Source organism: Streptomyces sp. SID13031 (genome assembly GCF_010548305.1).
Taxonomy (GTDB): Bacteria; Actinomycetota; Actinomycetes; order Propionibacteriales; family Kribbellaceae; genus Kribbella.
The window spans coordinates 924,092-940,377 of sequence record NZ_JAAGLV010000001.1; the positions used below are offsets into that span (position 1 = coordinate 924,092).

Annotated in this window: 13 protein-coding genes; 9 read left to right on the forward strand and 4 right to left on the reverse strand. The window is 68.1% G+C overall.

Translation table 11 applies throughout. The annotated features are described in order from the left end of the window. Positions 1–6 precede the first annotated feature (6 nt). Entirely contained in the window at positions 7–720 is a 714-nt protein-coding gene (locus G3I17_RS03995) for a maleylpyruvate isomerase family mycothiol-dependent enzyme (RefSeq protein ID WP_164594029.1), read from the reverse strand. Between the two features lie 139 nt (positions 721–859). Here G3I17_RS03995 and uvrA point away from each other — a divergent pair, with 139 nt between their 5' ends. Continuing rightward, on the forward strand, positions 860–3,934 hold the full coding sequence (gene uvrA, locus G3I17_RS04000; RefSeq protein ID WP_164594032.1) for an excinuclease ABC subunit UvrA: 3,075 nt from the start codon (positions 860–862) through the stop codon (positions 3,932–3,934). A 299-nt stretch (positions 3,935–4,233) separates the two neighbouring features. Continuing rightward, positions 4,234–4,770, forward strand: a complete 537-nt coding sequence (locus tag G3I17_RS04005; protein ID WP_164594034.1) for a Rieske (2Fe-2S) protein — start codon at positions 4,234–4,236, stop codon at positions 4,768–4,770. A gap of 85 nt (positions 4,771–4,855) precedes the next feature. Here the strand turns inward: G3I17_RS04005 and G3I17_RS04010 are convergent, their stop codons facing one another. After that, positions 4,856–6,097, reverse strand: coding sequence for a S8 family peptidase (locus G3I17_RS04010; protein WP_239062099.1), 1,242 nt, complete (start codon positions 6,095–6,097; stop codon positions 4,856–4,858). Between the two features lie 225 nt (positions 6,098–6,322). Here G3I17_RS04010 and uvrC point away from each other — a divergent pair, with 225 nt between their 5' ends. From uvrC to yvcK, 3 genes are read left to right on the forward strand one after another with little or no spacing between them, the layout of a single operon-like run. Further along, positions 6,323–8,356, forward strand: a complete 2,034-nt coding sequence (gene uvrC / locus G3I17_RS04015) for an excinuclease ABC subunit UvrC (RefSeq protein ID WP_164594040.1) — start codon at positions 6,323–6,325, stop codon at positions 8,354–8,356. Beyond that, complete coding sequence (rapZ, locus tag G3I17_RS04020; protein ID WP_164594043.1) at positions 8,356–9,222, forward strand: RNase adapter RapZ; 867 nt, start codon at positions 8,356–8,358, stop codon at positions 9,220–9,222. The genes uvrC and rapZ overlap by 1 nt, the downstream gene beginning before the upstream one ends. Beyond that, positions 9,219–10,160, forward strand: a complete 942-nt coding sequence (gene yvcK, locus G3I17_RS04025; protein ID WP_164594046.1) for a uridine diphosphate-N-acetylglucosamine-binding protein YvcK — start codon at positions 9,219–9,221, stop codon at positions 10,158–10,160. The genes rapZ and yvcK overlap by 4 nt, the downstream gene beginning before the upstream one ends. On the opposite strand, the gene G3I17_RS04030 is transcribed toward yvcK, so the two are convergent. Both G3I17_RS04030 and G3I17_RS04035 read right to left on the reverse strand, forming a co-directional pair. Further along, positions 10,157–11,641 (reverse strand): hypothetical protein, encoded by a 1,485-nt coding sequence (locus G3I17_RS04030; protein WP_164594048.1) that lies wholly within the window; start codon positions 11,639–11,641, stop codon positions 10,157–10,159. The genes yvcK and G3I17_RS04030 overlap by 4 nt on opposite strands. Further along, on the reverse strand, positions 11,638–12,135 hold the full coding sequence (locus G3I17_RS04035) for a SigE family RNA polymerase sigma factor (protein WP_164594050.1): 498 nt from the start codon (positions 12,133–12,135) through the stop codon (positions 11,638–11,640). The genes G3I17_RS04030 and G3I17_RS04035 overlap by 4 nt, the downstream gene beginning before the upstream one ends. Positions 12,136–12,296: 161 nt before the next feature. Here G3I17_RS04035 and whiA point away from each other — a divergent pair, with 161 nt between their 5' ends. The 4 genes from whiA to G3I17_RS04055 all read left to right on the forward strand — a co-directional run bounded on the left by whiA (position 12,297) and on the right by G3I17_RS04055 (position 16,286). Beyond that, on the forward strand, positions 12,297–13,280 hold the full coding sequence (whiA, locus tag G3I17_RS04040) for a DNA-binding protein WhiA (RefSeq protein WP_164594052.1): 984 nt from the start codon (positions 12,297–12,299) through the stop codon (positions 13,278–13,280). A gap of 98 nt (positions 13,281–13,378) precedes the next feature. Beyond that, positions 13,379–13,786, forward strand: coding sequence for a hypothetical protein (locus tag G3I17_RS04045; RefSeq protein WP_164594055.1), 408 nt, complete (start codon positions 13,379–13,381; stop codon positions 13,784–13,786). A 207-nt stretch (positions 13,787–13,993) separates the two neighbouring features. Beyond that, positions 13,994–14,998, forward strand: coding sequence for a type I glyceraldehyde-3-phosphate dehydrogenase (gene gap, locus G3I17_RS04050; RefSeq protein WP_164594056.1), 1,005 nt, complete (start codon positions 13,994–13,996; stop codon positions 14,996–14,998). 85 nt (positions 14,999–15,083) lie between these two features. Beyond that, positions 15,084–16,286, forward strand: coding sequence for a phosphoglycerate kinase (locus tag G3I17_RS04055; protein WP_164594059.1), 1,203 nt, complete (start codon positions 15,084–15,086; stop codon positions 16,284–16,286).

Genomic DNA, 16,286 nt, shown 5'->3' on the forward strand with positions numbered 1-16,286 from the left:
GTCAGGTCATCCCCATGGCGGCGGCTCCGGCAGGGCGCCACCCGGCTCCCTGCCCAGCTCGCTGCCGTCGCTCCGGCCGAGCACCCAGCTCAGCAGAGCGGCACTGCCGCCAGTGACGATCCTTGCACCGGCGGGACGAACGGGTGACGACCAGGTGGTGTCAGAGCTCTCCAGTACTACGGGAAACCCGCTGGGCCAGCGACTGGTCGTGTAGGTGAGCAGCGCATCGCGCGACCCGGCCGGTACGTCGTCGAACGTGTACCCGAGACCCAGGTCGACGTGGTGCACCTCCAACTCGTTCAGCCGGGCGGTGACCACCTGGCTCGCAGTACGGACGGCTCCGCTCGGCCAGCTCACCTCGACGGCCCACGCATCGGCCGGGAGGTTCTCGAAACGCTCCAGCAGTCGTGCCTCGGAGTCGGCGATGTCCTTGAGTTGTTCCGGGAGCGGCCGGGCGGCGCCGTCGGCGATATCGGCCTCCCGGGCCTCCATCGACACGTACATCGGCTTGCGGACGCCGGTACGAGCCCAGTCGCACAGGTTGACCAGGGCGTCGGCGTTGCGGGCGATGTGGCTCAGCACGTGGCCCACGGTCCAGCCGGGCAGCAGCGACGGGCGCAGTACTGAATCGTCCGATAGTTGGGTGACGGTGTCGAGCAGCCGTCGGTTCGCGGACGGTAACTCGGCGATGAGGCGGCTCGTTGGCTCCGGTGCGACCATGTCTGGACTCTATCGAATATGCTTTCGAAAGACCTCCTGGATCCGGGCCGCCGACCGGCTGGGAAGTTTTTGTCGGTGGGCCCCGTTAGCATCACGGATTGCCCGAGAAATCCCTCGAGAACGGCTGAGAGTAGAGCTTGTGTCTGACCGTCTGATCGTGCGTGGAGCGCGTGAGCACAACCTGAAGGACGTCTCGCTCGATCTGCCGCGCGACGCCATGATCGTCTTCACCGGGCTGTCCGGGTCCGGCAAGTCCAGCCTGGCCTTCGACACGATCTTCGCCGAGGGCCAGCGGCGCTACGTCGAGTCGCTGTCCGCTTACGCGCGGCAGTTCCTCGGCCAGATGGACAAACCCGACGTGGACTTCATCGAGGGCCTGTCACCGGCCGTCTCGATCGACCAGAAGTCGACCTCGAAGAACCCGCGCTCGACCGTCGGCACGATCACCGAGGTCTACGACTACCTGCGGCTGCTGTTCGCCCGGGCCGGCCGGCCGCACTGTCCCGAGTGCGGTGAGGCGATCGCGAAGCAGACCCCGCAGCAGATCGTCGACCGGGTGCTGGAGCTCGACGAGGGCACCCGCTTCCAGGTGCTCGCGCCGGTCATCCGCGGCCGCAAGGGGGAGTATCTCGACCTCTTCCGCCAGCTCACCGGCCAGGGCTTCTCCCGCGCCCGGGTGGACGGCGAGACGATCCAGCTGACCGAGCCGCCGAAGCTCGACAAGCAGAAGAAGCACACCATCGACGTGGTGGTCGACCGGCTCGCGGTCAAGGGCAGCGCGAAGCAGCGGCTGACCGACTCGGTCGAGACCGCGCTCGGGCTGTCCGGCGGCATCGTCACGCTCGACTTCGTCGACCTGCCGGAGAAGGATCCGGGCCGCGAGCGCCGGTTCTCCGAGAAGCTCGCCTGCCCGAACGACCACCCGCTGGCGATCGACGAGCTGGAGCCGCGCTCGTTCTCGTTCAACTCCCCGTACGGCGCCTGCCCGGTCTGCTCCGGGCTCGGCACCCGGATGGAGGTCGACCCCGAGCTGCTCGTCCCGGATCCGTCGAAGTCCCTCGACGAGGGCGCGATCCAGCCGTGGGCCGGGGCGAACGTCACGCAGTACTTCGAGCGCCTGCTCGGCGCGCTGGCCACCGATCTCGGTTTCAAGACGAGTACGCCGTTCGCGGAGCTGCCGGCCAAGGCGAAGAGCTCGCTGCTGACCGGCCACGAGACCCAGGTGCACGTCTCGTACAAGAACCGTTACGGGCGCGAGCGCTCGTACAACACGACCTTCGAAGGCGTCATCCCGTACGTCGAGCGCCGGCACGCGGAGGCGTCCAGCGACACCAGCCGGGACCGCTTCGAGGGGTACATGCGCGAGGTGCCGTGCCTGGCCTGCAACGGCGCCCGGCTGAAGCCGATCTCGCTCGCGGTCACGATGGGCGGCAAGAACATCGCCGAGATCGGCGCGATGTCGATCGACGAGGTGCACGACTTCCTCGCCGGTATGGTGCTGTCGCCGCGGGAGAAGCAGATCGCCGAGCGGGTGGTGAAGGAGATCGGCGAGCGGCTGCAGTTCCTGCTCGACGTCGGCTTGGACTACCTGGCGCTGAACCGGCCGGCCGGCTCGCTGTCCGGTGGCGAGGCGCAGCGGATCCGGCTCGCGACCCAGATCGGCTCCGGCCTGGTCGGCGTGCTCTACGTGCTGGACGAGCCGTCGATCGGCCTGCACCAGCGCGACAACCGGCGGCTGATCGACACCCTGGTCCGGCTGAAGAACCTGGGCAACACGCTGATCGTCGTCGAGCACGACGAGGACACCATCGACCACGCCGACTGGGTGGTCGACATCGGCCCGGGCGCGGGCGAGCACGGCGGCCAGGTGGTCGTGTCCGGCACCGTCGAGGAGCTGCGCAACCACCCGGACTCGATCACTGGCGCCTACCTCTCGGGCCGTCGCGAGATCCCGATCCCGGCGGTTCGCCGGCCGCTGACCGAGGGCCGCGAGCTGAAGGTGTTCGGCGCGCGCGAGCACAACCTCCAGGACATCGACGTGGCGATCCCGCTCGGGGTCTTCGTCGCAGTCACCGGGGTGTCCGGCTCGGGCAAGTCGACGCTGGTCAACGACATCCTCTACACGTCGCTGGCGCGGCAGATCTACGGCGCCAGAACGATCCCCGGCCGGCACACCAAGATCTCCGGGCTCGAGCTGGTCGACAAGGTGATCCATGTCGACCAGTCGCCGATCGGGCGCACCCCGCGCTCCAACGCGGCGACGTACACGGGGGTCTGGGACCACGTCCGCAAGCTGTTCGCGGAGACGCCGGAGGCGAAGGTCCGCGGGTACCAGCAGGGCCGGTTCTCGTTCAACGTCAAGGGCGGCCGCTGTGAGGCCTGCTCGGGTGACGGCACGCTGAAGATCGAGATGAACTTCCTGCCCGACGTCTACGTCCCGTGCGAGGTGTGTCACGGCTCCCGGTACAACCGGGAGACGCTGGAGGTGCACTACAAGGGCAAGACGGTCGCCGACATCCTGGACATGCCGATCGAGGAGGCGGCCGAGTTCTTCGCCGCGATCCCGGCGATCGCCCGGCACCTGACCACGCTGAACGAGGTCGGTCTGGGGTACGTCCGGCTCGGCCAGCCGGCGCCGACGCTGTCCGGTGGTGAGGCGCAACGGGTGAAGCTCGCCTCCGAGCTGCAGAAGCGTTCCACCGGGCGGACCGTCTACGTGCTGGACGAGCCGACCACGGGTCTGCACTTCGAGGACATCCGCAAACTGCTCGGGGTGCTCGGCAGTCTCGTCGACAAGGGCAACTCGGTGCTGGTGATCGAGCACAACCTCGACGTGATCAAGACGGCCGACTGGATCGTCGACCTCGGCCCGGACGGCGGCCGCCGTGGTGGCACGCTGGTCGCGGAAGGGACGCCGGAAGACGTCGCGGCGAACCCGGCGTCGTACACGGGGGAGTTCCTGGCCGAGATCCTCCGCGGTCGGGCGGCCAAGCCGAGCGCGAAGAAGGCCGCGGCCGAGCCGGCGCCGAAACGAGCGGCGGTGACGGCCAGGAAGACCGCTGCCAAGAAGGCCCCCGCGACGAAGGCCGTAGCGACGAAGGCCGCAGCGACCAAGGCTGTGGCGACCAAGACGGCCGCGAAGAAGCTCGCAGTGAAGAGCACGGCTGGGAAGGCGCCGGCCAAGAAGGTTGCGGCTCGCAAGCGCGTCAGCTGACCCGCAGTACCGAATCAGGACCCCTGTCACGGTTGACGTGGCAGGGGTCCTGTTCTGTCTGAGGCTGCCCGGAATCCGGAGTCGTCCGGCGAGCCGCCGGACGACTCCGGAGCCGGCTGCCAGGGTGGTCGAGCGCGCTACTCGGTAAAGATCCACCGGACGTTGAACCATCCGGGCGACTGGCCCGTGTAGGGAAGATATCGGCGCCTCACCGCACGGGATTTGGTGTCGTCGGCTACAACAGCAAGAAGCGGAACGTTCAACTACTTTTGCCAACAAGCTCTTGGAGGTCCAGATTCATGAGCAACGACAGAACGGCAGAACTCGCCCGGGCGATCGACACTCTGCGTGACCGGCGGGCGGTGCTCCGAGGCGCCGCAGTGGCCGGCCTCGCCGGTGTCAGCGTCCCGTTGCTCGCCGCATGCGGTGGCGGCGACGACGCGAGCAGCACGCCATCCAGCGGGGGCACCACCTCCGCACCCACCTCGGCGCCGACGTCGGCCCCGAGCTCAGCGGCGTCATCCTCCAGTACGCCGTCCAGCGGCGGCGGGGGAGCGGTCCTCGGTCCGGTCAGCGATGTCCCGGTGGGTGGCGGCAAGATCTACGACAAGATCGTGGTGACCCAGCCGGCCGCGGGCGAGTTCAAGGCCTTCACGGCCGTCTGCACGCACGCGGGCTGCATCGTCCGGACGGTCGAGAACGGCACCATCAACTGCCCCTGCCACGGCAGCAAGTTCAGCGCCACTGACGGCAGCGTGCAGGGCGGCCCGGCACCGGCGCCGCTCGCGGCGGTCCAGGTGACCGTCTCAGGTGGCAACATCCTCGGCCCCGCCTAAGCATCGCCCTCCATTTCGGCGGTTAACCGCCCAGCTGGTGGGTTGGCACCTCGGATTCAGGGGTGACAACCCACCAGTTCAGCGGTTAACCGCCGAACTGCGGAGCGGGTGGGGAGGTGGTGGCGGTCGGGTCGGCGGCGCCTACGAAGAGGAGTTTGTTCGGCGAGTCGGTGCCCGGGTCGCTGACCTTGTCCAGGGTCGTCGTGCCGAGCAGTGCGGTGGTGACCTCGGCCGGCTTCGCATCCGGGTGCGCGCTCAGGTACAGGGCGATGGCGCCGGCGACGTGCGGGCACGCCATCGACGTACCGCTCATCTTCGTGGTCGAGTCCGGTGCGGTGATGGCGACCGACTCGATGTCGACGCCCGGTGCGAACAAGTCGACGCACTTGCCCCAGTTGGAGAAGTTCGCCTTCACGTCCTTGTCGTCGGTCGCGCCGACCGTGATCGCCACCGGCGCGTTGGCCGGCGACCCGTTGCAGGCGTCCGACGAGTCGTTGCCAGCAGCAACGGCATAGCTGATACCGGCGTCGACCGAGGCCTTCACGGCCGCATCGAGGGCAGCGTCGGCGCCGCCGCCGAGGCTCATGTTCGCGACCGCGGGCTTCTTCGCGTTCGCTGTCACCCAGTCGATCCCGGCCACGACGGTCTCGGTCGAGCCCGAGCCGCTGCAGTCGAGGACCCGGACGCCGAAGATCTTCGCGCCCTTGGCCAGCCCGAAGTTCGTCCCGGCGATGGTGCCCGCGACGTGGCTGCCGTGGCCCATGCAGTCGACGCCGTTCTGCCCGTCGCCGACGGTGTCGGTGCCGACCGAGGCCCGGCCGCCGAAGTCCTTGTGGGCGGCGTAGATGCCGGTGTCGATCACGTAGACGCTGACGTTCTCGGCCGTTGCCGACGGCTCGTACTTCTTGTCCAGCGGCAGGTCGCGCTGGTCGGCGCGGTCCAGACCCCAGGGCGGGTTGTCCTGGGTCGCGTCGAACCTCTGGTTCTGCTGGACGAACGCGACCCGCGAGTCGGCGGCCATCTTCTGTGCCTGCTCCGGCGACATACTCGCGGAGAAGCCCTTGATCGAGGCGATGAACTGTTTGCGCACCTTGGCGTCGTACGACTTCGCCAGGCTCTGCGTGGTGACCCGGGTCTCCGCGGGTGAGCGCGACCCGGACAAGACGACGACATAGCTGCCGGGGATCGCGGTGGGGCTGCCGACTCCGCGGACCGTGACGGCTGTCTTGTCCGGTGCGATCACACCAGCCTGGCTCGCGGGCGCGGTGGCGACCAGACCGGTCACCGCGAGCGCGGCGGCCGCTGACGCACCGACGGCAGCCCTCAATCGACGGGATGGTGTCACTGGGGACATGGGCGGAGCTCCCTCGAGTTTGCGTGGGCCCGGTTGCCTCACGCTCGGATCCTGCACGTCAACCCTGAGTGACAAGTTACGGATCCCGCCCATCCCAACCGGGGATCAAACGAGCGGTATGGGACAACCCGCAACACGATCTCCGTCCGACCGTGAGGTGCGGCGAGACTTGTCCGTGGCGCGAACTAGGCTGGGTCGGTGGCTGATCCCTCCTCCTACCGTCCCGCTCCCGGGTCGATACCCGACTCGCCTGGTGTGTACCGCTTCAGCGACTCCACCGGGCGGGTGATCTACGTCGGCAAGGCGAAGAACCTGCGGTCCCGGCTCTCGTCGTATTTCCAGGACCTGGTCAACCTGCACCCGCGGACCCAGACGATGGTGACGACCGCGGCCAAGGTCGACTGGACGGTGGTGGCCAACGAGGTCGAGTCGCTGCAGCTGGAGTACTCCTGGATCAAGGAGTACGACCCGCGCTTCAACGTCAAGTACCGCGATGACAAGTCCTACCCCTGGCTCGCCATCACGCTGAACGAGGAGTACCCGCGGGTGATGGTTGGCCGCGGCCCGAAGAAGAAAGGCGTCCGGTACTTCGGTCCGTACAGTCACGCCTGGGCGATCCGGGAGACCGTCGACCTGCTGCTCCGGGTCTTCCCGATGCGCTCGTGCAGCAAGGGCGTCTTCAACCGGCACCGCCAGATCGGCCGGCCCTGCCTGCTCGGCTACATCGGCAAGTGCGCCGCACCCTGCACCGGCCAGGTGACCCAGGAAGAGCACAGCAAGATCGTCGAGGACTTCTCCGCGTTCCTTTCCGGCCAGACCGCGACGTACGTGCGCCGGCTGGAGAAGGAGATGAAGGCAGCGGCGGCCGAGTTGGAGTACGAGCGGGCCGCGAAGATCCGCGACGACCTGAGCGCGCTCGACAAGGCGCTCGCGAAGAACGCGGTCGTGCTCGGCGACGGCACGGACACGGACGTGATCGCGCTGTCGGAGGATCCGCTGGAGGTCGCAGTACAGATCTTCTACGTCCGCGGCGGCCGGATCCGCGGTCAGCGCGGCTGGATCGCGGACAAGGCCGACGGAGACGCGACGACCGCTGACCTGGTCGAGCGGTTCATCCAGCAGACGTATGCGGGGGAGGGCGCCGACGCGATCCCGCGGGAGATCCTGGTGCCGACCGTGCCCGCGGGGGAGGAGGCGCTGGTCGAGTGGCTGTCAGAGTTCCGCGGCTCGCGGGTCGCGATCCGGGTGCCGCAACGCGGTGACAAGAAGGACCTGATGGCGACCGTCGAGCGCAACGCGCTGCAGACGCTGACCATGCACAAGACCAAGCGGGCCAGCGATCTGACCACTCGCAACCTCGCCCTCGAGGAGATCCAGACGGCACTCGAGCTGCCCGAGGTGCCGCTGCGGATGGAGTGTTACGACGTCTCGAACCTGCAGGGCACCGAGGTGGTCGCCTCGATGGTGGTCTTCGAGGACGGGCTGCCCCGCAAGAGCGAGTACCGCAGGTTCGTGATCAAGGGCGTCGAGGGGCAGAACGACGTCGCCTCGATCGCCGAAGTACTGACCCGGCGGTTCAAGCGGATGCTGGAGGACCGGGCCGGTATCCCCGAGGGGGAGGACCCGACGGCGTATCTGATCGATCCGGAGACCGGCCGGGCGAAGAAGTTCGCCTACACGCCGAGCCTGGTCGTCGTCGACGGTGGCCCGCCACAGGTCGCGGCCGCCCGCCAGGCGATGGACGAGCTGGGCCTGGGTGACATCCCGGTCTGCGGCCTGGCCAAGCGGCTCGAGGAGGTCTGGCTGCCCGACGACGAGGACCCGGTCATCTTCTCCCGCACTTCGGAAGGCCTGTACCTACTGCAGCGCCTTCGCGACGAGGCCCACCGGTTCGCGATCACCCATCACCGCAACCGGCGCTCCAAGTCGATGGTCGAGAGCGTGCTGGACGAGGTCACCGGGCTGGGCGAAGTGCGCCGCAAGACGCTGCTGAAGCATTTCGGGTCGCTGAAGAAGCTGCGCCAGGCGAGTATCGACGAGGTCGCCGAGCTGCCCGGTTTCGGCCGCCGGACGGCCGAGTCCGTCGTACTGGCGGTGAACTCCGCAGCAACGAAGGCCGACACTTCCCGCGCACCGTCGGTCAACACCGCGACGGGCGAGATACTGGACGATGACGTGCCGGAGCTTTCCGGTGCGCCCGACGGGGATCGAACGGGGAGAACTGAGAGCTGATGGACGAGTCGAGCGGAAACCTCATCATCGTGTCCGGGATGTCCGGCGCGGGCCGGAGCTCGGTCGCGGACGTACTGGAGGACCTCGGCTGGTTCGTGGTCGACAACCTGCCCCCGATGTTCTTGACCACGATCGTCGAGCAGGTCGTCGGCACCGGCGCCTCGCCCCGGCTGGCGATCGTCGTGGACGTCCGGACCGGGATGTTCTTCGACGAGCTCGGAGCGGCGATCCAGGACCTGAAGACCAAGGGCTACCGGCCGGTGACGCTGTTCCTGGAGGCCTCCGACGACGTGATCGTGCGCCGGCAGGAGAGCGTCCGGCGGCCGCACCCGCTGCAGGGTGAGGGCCGGCTGCTGACCGGGATCCAGCGCGAACGCGAGCTGCTCGGCGATATCCGGGCCGGCGCCGACATGGTGATCGACACCTCGAACCTGAACATCCACCAGCTCGCCGCGAAGATCGTGAACGGCTTCGGCGATGAGGAGAACGCCGAGCTGCGGGCGACCGTGGTGTCGTTCGGCTTCAAGTACGGCATCCCGGTGGACGCCGACGTGGTGGCCGACATGCGGTTCGTGCCGAACCCGTACTGGCAGCCCGACCTGCGCCCGATGACGGGCCAGGACAAGCCTGTGTCAGACTTCGTGCTCGGTCATCCGCTGGCCCAGCAGTTCCTGCAGAACTATGTGGACGTGCTGGACACGCTGCGGACCGGCTATCTGAACGAGGGTAAGCGGTTCGTCACGGTCGCGATCGGCTGCACCGGTGGAAAACACCGGAGCGTCGCGATGGCCGAGGAGATCGGGAAACGGTTGCGCGAGAAAGGCTCACCGACGTTGGTAGTGCACCGGGATCTGGGGCGGGAGTGACACGAGCTCCACGAGTCGTCGCACTGGGCGGCGGGCACGGCCTGGCCGCCTCGCTGTCCGCGCTGCGCCAGGTCACCGACCAGCTGACCGCCGTCGTCACCGTCGCCGACAACGGCGGTTCGTCGGGCCGGCTCCGCAAGGAGCTCGGCGTACTGCCGCCCGGCGACCTGCGGATGGCGCTGGCCGCGTTGTGCCGCGACGACGAGTGGGGCCGCACCTGGGCCGACGTCCTGCAGCACCGCTTCCACAGCGACGGTGAGCTGCACGACCACGCGGTCGGCAATCTGCTGATCGTCGCGCTGTGGGAGCTGCTGGGCGAGACCGTCGACGGTCTCGACTGGGTGGCTCGCCTGCTCGGCGCTCAAGGACGGGTACTACCGATGTCGGCCGTGCCGCTCGACATCACCGCACGAGTGCTCGGTCTCGACCCCGAGCACCCCGAGCGGATCACCGAGATCCGCGGCCAGGCCGAGGTCGCGACGACCGAAGGCCACGTGGTCGACGTAGCCCTCGACCCGGCCGACCCGCCGGCCTGCCCCGAGGCGCTGGTCGCGATCGCAGAGGCCGACTGGGTCGTGATCGGCCCGGGTTCGTGGTTCACCTCGGTCATCCCGAACCTGCTGGTTCCCGCGCTGTCCCGCGGTCTCCAGGAGACCAGCGCCCGACGCCTGCTCACCCTGAACCTCGGCGAGCAGAAGGGCGAGACCGACGGTTTCTCCCCAGAAACCCACCTCGAGGTCCTGGCCGCCCACGCCCCCGACCTGCGCATCGACGTGGTACTCGCTGACGAAGGTCACGTCCCCGACCCCGGTTCGCTGGCGCGGACGGCAGAATCCCTCGGCGCCATCCTGGTCGTCGCCGACATCGCCGACGACGACCGCCACCTCCACCACGCCCCGGACAAGCTGGCAAAGGTCTACCGGGAGCTCCTCGTCTAACGGCCACTGGCATCGGCGTCGACGTCATGTTTGGCGTCGTACACCTTCTTGCCCTGCGCGTCGTACCCGCGGACCCGGACCTTCTTGATGTCGGAGTTCCCGCCGGTCAGACCCCAGATGAAGTAGCCGTTCGAGATCAGTGCCTTGACCGAACCGGTCTTCGGCAGGTCCACGATGATCTGCGCGACCCCGTCCGGGACCTGCCCCCACTCCATGCCGATCCCGAACTTGCCGGTGGCCGGGACACCCGAGCGGCCGTAGTCGTAGGAGTCGACCTTGTCGTACATGTGGCACCAGGCGAGGACGTTGTCGCCGGGGGAGACAAGCAACGCAGTGAAGTCGATGCCGGTCCCGGTCTTCAGGACCACCTTCCAGTCGGGCGTGATCTTCCCGGCATCGATCGTCCGCTGATCATCGGCCTTGCCGTTGGTGTCCTTGAAATAGGAGTCGTCCGGCTTCTTGCACCTGGTCCGGATCTGGTCGTCGCTCACCGGGCTGACCGGCGGCGTCGCCGCGAGCGGCTTGCCGGTCTCCGGGTCCTTGGTCAGCTCGACGTCGAGGATGATCGGCGGCTGGACCTTGATCTTCACGTCGGCCGGGATCGGGGTCGGCGTCGGACGTACGGGCTTCTTGTACTTCCAGTCGTACACGCGTTTGCCGGCGGCGTCGTACGCCCGGACCCGCTGCACGGCCGGCTGCCAGTCCTCCGGGGACGCGTTAGGCGACGGCGGGTAAAAATCCCTCCAGGTGGGATATCCGAGCGTGAAGAAGCCTTCGGGACCGACCAGGGCCAGCCGCGGCGTGGGCTCGCCGATCAGGTTCACCAGCACCTGGGCGGCGCCGGTGACGGGGACCCGGACATGCGCCTGCACGGCCTGTGGCCGTTGGTCGTCCTGACCGTTGGGTACTTTGAAGCCCTCTGTCGTGCTGTAGCGGCCGTTGGTCTTCGGTCGCTCCGGGCCCTCCATCGTGCAGCTGGAGACGATCGACTTGTCCGGTGCGAGGAAGAGCGCCTGCAGGCGCGACCGGTCGCCGCTCTTGACGAGCACCGTCCAGCGGGCGTTGATCGTGCCGGCCTTGTCGAAGGTGTTGGAACCACGTTCCCGGTTGGACTCGACGTACTCGTTGTCGTACTGCTTGCAACGCTTCAGCACCTCGGCGTCGGACAACGGACTCACCGGCGGCGGCGCTTGGGCCGTCGTACCGGACTCGTTGTCGACGACGCGGCCGGTCTTGGCGTCGACCGTGATGGTCTGGTTCTCCGGCGTTCCGGCCAGGCCGTCGCTCTGGTTCAAGGTGGTCGACCAGGCGGTGATGCCGCCGACAACCGCGACCGTGGTGAGGACCGAGGTGGTGACGATCCCGATCCGGCGGCGGCGCACGGAGCGGCGGCCCTGCGCGACGATCTCCTCGACGGAGTGCTGCGGCGGGCGGTGGGTGTCGTCCGCGGCGGCTGCCAGCAGGTCTTCGATATCGGTCATGATGCTGCCCTTTCGCCGAGAAGCGCGCGGAGTTGAACGAGCCCTTTGGAGGTCTGGCTCTTGACGGTGCCGGTGGTGATACCGAGCACTTGGGCCGTCTCCTCGATGCTGAGGTCGGCGTAGTGGCGCAGGACGACGCAGGCTCGTTGGCCGGGCGGGATGCCTTCCAGGGCAGCGATCACCAGGTGCCGGTCGTCGATCGTCATGGCCGGGTCGGGGCGGGGGAGCTCGTCGGGTTCGGCGGTCGAGTGCTCGCGGCGCCAAGGGCGTTTGGACTGGTCGAGCACGACCGAGACAACGGCCTTGTGGGCGTACGTGTTCAGGCCGTGCTGCCGGTTGAGCTTGTCCCAGCGCCGGTAGATCCGGACCAGCGCGTCCTGCGCGGCGTCCTCGGCCCGGTGCCAGTCACCGCACATCAGGTACGCCGTCCGCCGCAGCCGGCCGATGGCCGCAGCAGCGAACTCGGTGAAGTCCGCTTCGTCGCGTCTTCGCATCCCCACGCTCCTCTCGTCAGAGCAGTAACGAGGCCGGTACGACGAAAGGTTGCCGAGGCCGGTGACATGAAAGGTTGCGGAGATCCGTAACACCAGCCACTCCTGACAGTTGGACACCAGGTGAGGCGAGGGTCTTTGACAGCGGTGGGAGGATTCACTTCATGGCGATGACAGCACAGGTGAAGTCCGAGTTGACCAGTATCCAGGTCACGAAACCCTGTTGCCGCAAGGCTGAGGTGTCCTCCGTGCTGCGGTTCGCGGGCGGTCTGCACATCGTGTCCGGCCGGATCGTGGTGGAGGCGGAGCTCGACAGCGGGGCCGCCGCCCGGCGGTTGCGCAAGGACATCGCCGAGATCTTCGGGCACCCGTCGGACGTCGTGGTGATCTCACCGTCGGGGATCCGCAAGCAGACGAAGTACGTCGTCCGCGTGGTCCGTGACGGCGACGCGCTGGCACGGCAGACAGGCCTGGTGGACAACCGTGGCCGCCCGGTCCGGGGTCTCCCCCCTGCGGTGGTCTCCGGGGCGTCCTGTGACGCCGTGGCGGCCTGGCGAGGTGCCTTCCTCGCGCACGGCTCGCTGACCGAGCCCGGCCGGTCCTCCTCGCTCGAGGTGACCTGCCCCGGCCCGGAGGCCGCGTTGGCGCTGGTCGGTGCCGCTCGACGGCTCGGAATCGGTTCGAAGGCGCGTGAGGTCCGCAACGTCGACCGCGTGGTGATCCGCGACGGTGACGCGATCGGCGCCCTGCTGACCCGGCTCGGCGCGCACGAGTCGGTGCTGGCCTGGGAGGAGCGGCGGATGCGGCGCGAGGTCCGCGCCACCGCGAACCGGCTGGCCAACTTCGACGACGCGAACCTGCGGCGTTCCGCGCGAGCGGCCGTCGCGGCCGGCGCACGCGTCGATCGGGCGCTGGAGATCCTCGGCGACGACGTACCGGACCACCTGCAGGTGGCGGGCAAGCTGCGGCTGGAGCACAAGCAGGCAAGCCTGGAGGAGCTCGGCCAGCTGCACGAGCCGGCCCTCACCAAGGACGCGGTCGCCGGCCGGATCCGCCGCCTCCTGGCCATGGCCGACAAGCGCGCCTCCGACCTCGGCATCCCCAACACCGAGGCCAATCTGACGCCCGACATGCTCGACCCGGCGTGATCGTTTCCTGACCGTGTTCTGACCCGGGTTGACCGGGAGATCTGCGCTGCTTGGATTGCCGTACGGGGAACTTCCATCCGACGACAAGCTGAGGACAGATGGGCACCCAGGGAGAAGAAGCGGCGGCACGGGCCGAGCTGGAACGAGTCCGGACCGAGAACGCGATCAAGGCGATGCAGCGCGAAGAGGAGATGCGCAGACTCCGCGACCAGCAGCAGAACAAGATGGTCGCGACCGACCCGCAGGCATCCGGCCAGGGCTGGCCGGACAACGAGGTCAGAACGGCGCCAGGACGACTGGATTCAGTGGCCGGTGTGCTCGGTGTCGGTAAGGCTGGGGATGCTGCTTTCGCCAAGCGGCTGCTCGAGTCCGGACAGGCGCCGGCGGGTAGCGGCAAGGCTGCGTCAGGCGCGCAGGCCGGCGCTGATGCACCGGGCAATGGGGCCAAGGCGCGGATCGCCGGCGCCTTCAAAGTCCAGGGCGCGACGCCTGCTGTGGAGCGCTGAACGACCGCTCCGAACCGAACCGACCGAGCTGCGGACCCCGGGTGAACTCCCGGGGTCCGTGGCATGTCCGGGTGGTCTGATCCAGTGGCTACTGGCGAGTCACGGTGGTCTGATGTGGACGGTACCAGTGGGCCGAGTGGGCTATTGGGCTAGTGTTTCGGGCGTAGCGGCAGTGCTCAAAAGCTAGTTCTGAGGAGACGTAGTCCCGTGACCGTACGCGTAGGTATCAACGGCTTCGGCCGCATCGGCCGTAACTTCTTCCGCGCCGTGCAGGCGTCCGGTGCCGACATCGAGGTCGTCGCCGTCAACGACTTGACCGACAACCAGACTCTGGCCCACCTGCTCAAGTACGACTCGATCCTGGGCCGTTTCCCCGGTGACGTGTCCGCCACCGACACCGACATCTCCGTCGGTGACCACAGCTTCAAGGCGTTCGCCGAGCGTGACCCCGCGAACCTGAAGTGGTCTGATGTGGGCGCCGACGTCGTGATCGAGTCGACCGGCTTCTTCACCGACGCCACCAAGGCCAAGACGCACGCCGACAACGGCGCCAAGAAGGTCATCATCTCCGCCCCGGCGAAGAACGAGGACCTGACCGTCGTGATGGGCGTCAACCACCACCTGTACGACGCCGACAAGCACACCGTCATCTCGAACGCGTCCTGTACGACGAACTGCCTCGCCCCGATGGCCAAGGCCATCCACGACGAGTTCGTCATCCAGCAGGGCCTGATGACCACGATCCACGCCTACACCCAGGACCAGAACCTGCAGGACGGTCCGCACTCCGACCTGCGTCGCGCCCGCGCCGCGGCGATCAACATCGTGCCGACCTCGACCGGTGCCGCCAAGGCGATCGGCCTGGTCCTGCCCGAGCTCAAGGGCAAGCTCGACGGCTACGCGCTGCGCGTTCCGGTGCCGACAGGCTCCGCCACCGACCTGACCATCACCGTCGGTCGTGAGACCTCGGTCGAAGAGGTCAACGCCGCCGTCAAGGCTGCTGCCGAGGGTGCGCTCAAGGGCTACCTGCGGTACACCGAGGACCCGATCGTGTCGAGCGACATCGTCACCGACCCGGCCTCCTGCATCTTCGACGCCGGCCTGACCAAGGTGCTCGGCAACCAGGTGAAGGTCGTCGGCTGGTACGACAACGAGTGGGGCTACTCCAACCGCCTCGTCGACCTGGTCAACTACGTCGGCGCCTCGCTCTGACGTTCTTTTTCCACAGCTTGCGTCCGAAGGTGACCCTGGTGTCCTCCTTCGGGCGCAAGCCTGTTTCGAGACAGGACCCTGAACTGTGAAGACGATCGAAGATCTCGGGGACGTAGCCGGCCTTCGGGTGCTGGTGCGCTCCGACCTGAACGTGCCGATCAAGGGTGACCAGATCGGCGACGACGGCCGCATCCGGGCCAGCGTGCCGACCCTGCTGAAGCTGGCCAAGGCCGGCGCCAAGGTGATCGTGACCGCCCACCTCGGCCGGCCCAAGGGCAAGCCGAACCCCGAGTTCACGCTGGCGCCGGTCGCCAAGCGGCTCGGTGAGCTGCTGCAGCCCGAGGGCGTCAAGGTGCACTTCGCCACCGACGTCACCGGCGAGAGCGCGCAGGCGGCCGTCCAGGAGCTCGACGAGGGCGAAGTACTGCTGCTCGAGAACGTCCGGTACGACCCGCGCGAGGAGAGCAAGGACGAGGCGGAGCGCGGCGCGCTGGCCGAGGAGCTCGCCGGGCTGGCCGACGTGTTCGTCAGCGACGGCTTCGGTGTCGTGCACCGCAAGCAGGCCAGCGTGTACGACGTGGCCGGCAAGCTCCCGCACGTGGCCGGTGGCCTGGTGCTCGCCGAGGTCGAGGTACTGAAGAAGCTGACCGAGGAGCCGGCCCGCCCGTACGTCGTAGTACTGGGCGGCGCGAAGGTCTCGGACAAGCTCGCCGTGATCGACAACCTGCTGGCCAAGGCCGACAAGCTGCTGATCGGCGGTGGCATGGTCTTCACGTTCCTGAAGGCGCAGGGCCACGAGGTCGGCAAGAGCCTGCTCGAGGAAGACCAGCTGGACGCGGTCAGGGGCTACCTGGAGACCGCGAAGGCCAAGGGCGTCGAGATCGTGCTGCCGACCGACATCGTGGTCGCGCCCGAGTTCAAGGCCGACAGCCCGGCCACGGTCGTCGCCGCGGACGCGATCCCGGCCGACCAACTCGGGCTCGACATCGGACCGGACTCTGCCAAGGCGTTCGCCGCTGAGGTCGCCGCGGCCAAGACGGTGTTCTGGAACGGCCCGATGGGTGTCTTCGAGATGGAGGCGTTCGCCGGTGGAACCAAGGCTGTCGCGCAGGCGTTGACCGAGGTGGATGGGCTGAGTGTGGTCGGTGGCGGTGACTCGGCGGCCGCGGTACGGCAGCTGGGTTTCGCCGACGACCAGTTCGGTCACATCTCGACCGGTGGCGGCGCGTCGCTGGAATACCTGGAGGGCAAGGAGCTCCCGGGTCTCGCTGTTCTGGAAGAGGAGTAA

What these genes read in the sequence shown, in the direction of transcription:
- whiA (WP_164594052.1), top strand. Translation starts at nt 12,297, where the DNA reads ATGGCGATGACAGCACAGGTGAAGTCCGAGTTGACCAGTATCCAGGTC.
- G3I17_RS03995 (WP_164594029.1), bottom strand. Translation starts at nt 720, where the DNA reads ATGGTCGCACCGGAGCCAACGAGCCGCCTCATCGCCGAGTTACCGTCC.
- G3I17_RS04005 (WP_164594034.1), top strand. Translation starts at nt 4,234, where the DNA reads ATGAGCAACGACAGAACGGCAGAACTCGCCCGGGCGATCGACACTCTG.
- G3I17_RS04045 (WP_164594055.1), top strand. Translation starts at nt 13,379, where the DNA reads ATGGGCACCCAGGGAGAAGAAGCGGCGGCACGGGCCGAGCTGGAACGA.
- rapZ (WP_164594043.1), top strand. Translation starts at nt 8,356, where the DNA reads ATGGACGAGTCGAGCGGAAACCTCATCATCGTGTCCGGGATGTCCGGC.
- G3I17_RS04035 (WP_164594050.1), bottom strand. Translation starts at nt 12,135, where the DNA reads ATGCGAAGACGCGACGAAGCGGACTTCACCGAGTTCGCTGCTGCGGCC.
- G3I17_RS04030 (WP_164594048.1), bottom strand. Translation starts at nt 11,641, where the DNA reads ATGACCGATATCGAAGACCTGCTGGCAGCCGCCGCGGACGACACCCAC.